At 30.9% G+C, this 3,834-nt stretch carries 3 protein-coding genes; all 3 read left to right on the top strand.

Annotated features, from left to right (window positions below; translation table 11 throughout):
* Positions 1-864 precede the first annotated feature (864 nt).
* The 3 genes from HMPREF0083_RS23965 to HMPREF0083_RS23955 all read left to right on the top strand — a co-directional run bounded on the left by HMPREF0083_RS23965 (position 865) and on the right by HMPREF0083_RS23955 (position 3,516).
* The gene (locus tag HMPREF0083_RS23965) at positions 865-1,476 is read left to right on the top strand and encodes an ATP-binding cassette domain-containing protein (RefSeq protein ID WP_081696172.1); all 612 of its coding nucleotides are present in this window, start codon (positions 865-867) and stop codon (positions 1,474-1,476) included.
* A 102-nt stretch (positions 1,477-1,578) separates the two neighbouring features.
* A complete protein-coding gene (locus HMPREF0083_RS23960) occupies positions 1,579-2,736 on the top strand; it encodes a S1C family serine protease (RefSeq protein WP_021624517.1) in 1,158 nt (385 codons plus the stop codon).
* 147 nt (positions 2,737-2,883) lie between these two features.
* Complete coding sequence (locus HMPREF0083_RS23955) at positions 2,884-3,516, top strand: hypothetical protein (protein ID WP_021624516.1); 633 nt, start codon at positions 2,884-2,886, stop codon at positions 3,514-3,516.
* Positions 3,517-3,834 lie beyond the last annotated feature (318 nt).

The raw sequence follows: 3,834 nt of genomic DNA, 5'->3' as shown, positions 1-3,834 counted from the left end.
CTGTAATTCTGTTCACAAAATATAAATCAGTATGTATGTAGTTTTTTCTATTGCATCTAATTAGAAAAAATCCCCTGTTTAACTAGTGTTTGTTCTGCTACATAAGGTTGAAGGAGTTAACGAACTTACCGCTAAAGCAAGTGTGGTCGTTGCGAGAAAAAGTTTTTTTCCTTGTTTTATAAATATTTCCTCCTAGTTGGTGTCTAAATTTGACTTAACCACCTTATTCCCTTCTCTTACTAAAGAAACCGTTGTAAGTCCTAAATGTGATTATTGCTACTCCAATAATCACTGCGAGCCAAAACATATCAGCAGACACACCTATCCTATACATCCAAACTATACCAAAAATATAGAATAAGGTAGTCGCGACGATATCTACTAATAGCTTTTTTTTCATATTCATAGGATATGTACCCCCGCTCCAATATTTAGATAAATAAGGATTACATAGATATTTATTTCATTAAATTCCTTGTTTAACCATAATAATGATAAAAAGTAAATATATTTTCCCTATAATTTGGTTTTACCTAAATAAATTACCAATATATTTTATTTTAAACAAGACATAAAAGGTTTTAAATATCAATATTTCCCATATTATCCCTGTTATCTAACAACCAATTTACTATACTAAAAAATAATTATTATAAATAATTGATGGGATTGCTGTAATATATCCATTACTTATGATGGTATTGGAGTTTGCAATTATATCTTCAAAACATAGGGTAACATTAAAAAAGTAAGTGAAAATAAGTCCTGTAATGCCTATCCTTTTTACCTATCTCAGTATAATAATCTTGTCTTCGCTTATGTCTTTTATCGTTACCGAGAAAGCATACAAGGAAACGTTAATAGATTGACAGAGGTTCAAAATGTTTACTAGGGTTATATAAACCCAGTAATGGTAATATTTATTATGATGATATAAATATTTTAGATATCAACACTGAAAGTCTATATACTAATGTAACCGCTCTTTTTCAAGATTTTATGTGTTATCAACTTAGTGCTCGAGAAAATATAATGCTTGGAGAAAAAGATGAAGAACGGTTAGAAGAAGCTATTCTTAAAACAGGAGCCCATGAAATTATTTCGTTGTTACCACATGGTTTTGATACTCAGTTAGGCAGATTGTTTGAGGGGGGACAAGACCTCCCTTATGGACAATGGCAAAAGATTGCTATGAGTAGAGCCTTTTTTAGAGAAGCTGAAGTAATATTTCTTGATGAGCCTACTTCTGCCTTAGACCCTAAAGCTGAAGCAGAAGTCTTTAAGAATTTTATGGAACTTACTAAGGAGAAAACAGCGATTTTTATTTCCCATCGATTAGGAAGTTGCCAAAGCGCCGATCTCATCTTGGTGTTAAAAAATGGTCAACTAATTGAAAAAGGAACCCATCAAGAATTGATGAGTATAGATAGTGTATATAGTGAAATGTTTAATACCGAGTCCAAATGGTACAAATAGGATTCTTTCGTTTTTAATACAAATATAACATATGCAAGTATTTACGCTTTTCAAGTTTAAGTTAAGTTTAAAAAGAATTTTTAGAAAGGGAATTTGAAGGCGATGAAAAGTGAAAATATAATAAATGCTTTCTTATTTTCGATAATTGGTGGAGTTATAACAGCTTTTGTATTTTTGTTTTGCATAAAACAAGGGATAATAATTCCAAGTAACACGGAAGATAATATTAAGATTGTGAAAGATCACGAGGTATCACTCCCTAAAAGTCAAAATGATTTTTCAACTAAAGTCATGGCTGCTGTTGAAAAAAATTCCGAAACTGTAGTAGGGATTGTTAATATCAAAAAGGTAAAGAATTTGTTTACAGGGAAGGTAGACGATGTTGAGCAAGGGGTAGGTTCAGGAATAATATTTAAAAAGGAAAGAGATAAAATATATGTTGTAACAAATAATCATGTTGTTGAAAATTCAGGTGAGTTAGAGATTTGCTTGAGTAATGGAAAAAAAGTACAAGCAACCTTAAAAGGAAAGGATACACTAACAGACTTAGCTGTATTAGAGTTTACGGACTCTAGTATTAATTCGATTGCTGCGTTCGGCAATTCAGATGATGTTAAAGTTGGACAACTAGCCATTGCAATAGGTAATCCTTTAGGTATAGAATTTTCGAAAACTGTTACACAAGGAATTATAAGTGCCAAAAAGCGTAATATTACAGTTGATACTGAATTAGGGGAATGGGATATAAACGTAATCCAGACTGATGCAGCTATTAATCCAGGTAACAGTGGTGGACCGCTTATAAATGAATTTGGTGAAGTAATAGGTATAAATAGTATGAAGATTGTTCGCAATGGTGTAGAAGGATTGGGATTTGCTATACCGATAAATGATGCTATACCAATAATAAATGAATTGTTGAAAGGCAGAAAAGTTGAAAGACCTTATATAGGGATTATAAATCCAGTAGACTTAAAAGATATTCCTGATCTATACAAGAAGGAAATATTTAATTTACCAGATGATTTAGAAGATGGTATTTTAATTAATGGAATTACTCCTTATTCTCTTGCTGAGAAATATGGACTTAAAAAATATGATGTTATTACTGAAATAAACAAAAGCAAAGTTTCTACTTTAGCTGACTTTAAAAATTATTTATATACTAAAGTAAAGGTTGGTGATGAGATCGAATTAACTATTTATAGAAAAAATGTATTTATAAAGATAAAAATTTTGTTAAGTAAAGCACTTGATTAATATAATGAACCAGATTTTTTATAAAACCACTAAGAAAAATATACTGACGATAGTGAATTTATATTGGAGTTAGTATAGTATCTTCACTATCTAGAAAATTAGCTTCACAAAACATTTAAGAAAATAATTAACTAAAGGTGATGGCTTATGCTAGTAGTATTACGGATTTTATGTATAGTTTTATTATTAGTAGGCTGTTCCGCTCCTAAAGAAATTACTTCATCAGAAAATAGCGAACACAAAAATGCTAAGAACACTAAGCATAGTGAGTCAATGATCGAGCAAAAAAATTTGGAGATAACCCCTACCTTTGTTATACAGGAAAAAAACAAAGGGCTTATGATAGTTCATGAAATGCGTGGCATAAAGGGGGTCTTAGCTATCGAAGATGTGCTTATTACTGAAAAGACCCCTATAAATTGTATTTTATATCTTTGGGCTAATGATGTTATTGGAAAGAAAGTTAATATTTCTGCTACACATAAAAATACTGGAGAGACTGTTACGATTTTAAGAGACGGTAAAATAGAAAAACAAGTAGGGCCTCTTTATAAAAACGAAAAAGAAACTGAACCTAAGGTTACGCCTTTAGAATATAATCAAGATTTAAATTCTGTTAATAATGAAATGAATAATCCTCCAATTGCTAAAGTTCCTTTACTTATTAAATTACCTAGCACGGGTATTTGGGAATTAAACACAATGATTAATAAAGAAAAATTACCTTCTATAAAGTTTAAAGTTGAGTTAAAAGACAAAAATTTAAAAAATATTAACTAAGGTAGAGTTCGCACCAAATACACATCAAAATGAGGAAATAAAATTCTAAGAAAACAGTATTCTATGCAACTGAAAGATTAGAAAACAACAGGTTTATTTATCAGTATAATTTTGGGGACTCACAGAAAAACGTAATTCTTAAGTTTCACAGTGATCCTCATGATCGTTCGGAAGATCATGAGGATCATCATAGTTCATAAAGGTGATAAGAGGATCTTAATTGAGCGTTTTGCAAACATAGGTATCAAGCTTAGCACCCCATGTTGCATTTCCTGTGGTTTCGGACCGGATTAACCCCCGAACTTTGGACACATACAC

The sequence above is a fragment of the Aneurinibacillus aneurinilyticus ATCC 12856 genome (assembly GCF_000466385.1).
GTDB lineage: Bacteria > Bacillota > Bacilli > Aneurinibacillales > Aneurinibacillaceae > Aneurinibacillus > Aneurinibacillus aneurinilyticus.
This window is presented reverse-complemented; position numbering and strand designations above follow the sequence as displayed.

Excerpts from the sequence above, each read along its gene's own strand:
- HMPREF0083_RS23960 (WP_021624517.1), top strand. The coding sequence starts at position 1,579 with ATGAAAAGTGAAAATATAATAAATGCTTTCTTATTTTCGATAATTGGT.
- HMPREF0083_RS23955 (WP_021624516.1), top strand. The coding sequence starts at position 2,884 with ATGCTAGTAGTATTACGGATTTTATGTATAGTTTTATTATTAGTAGGC.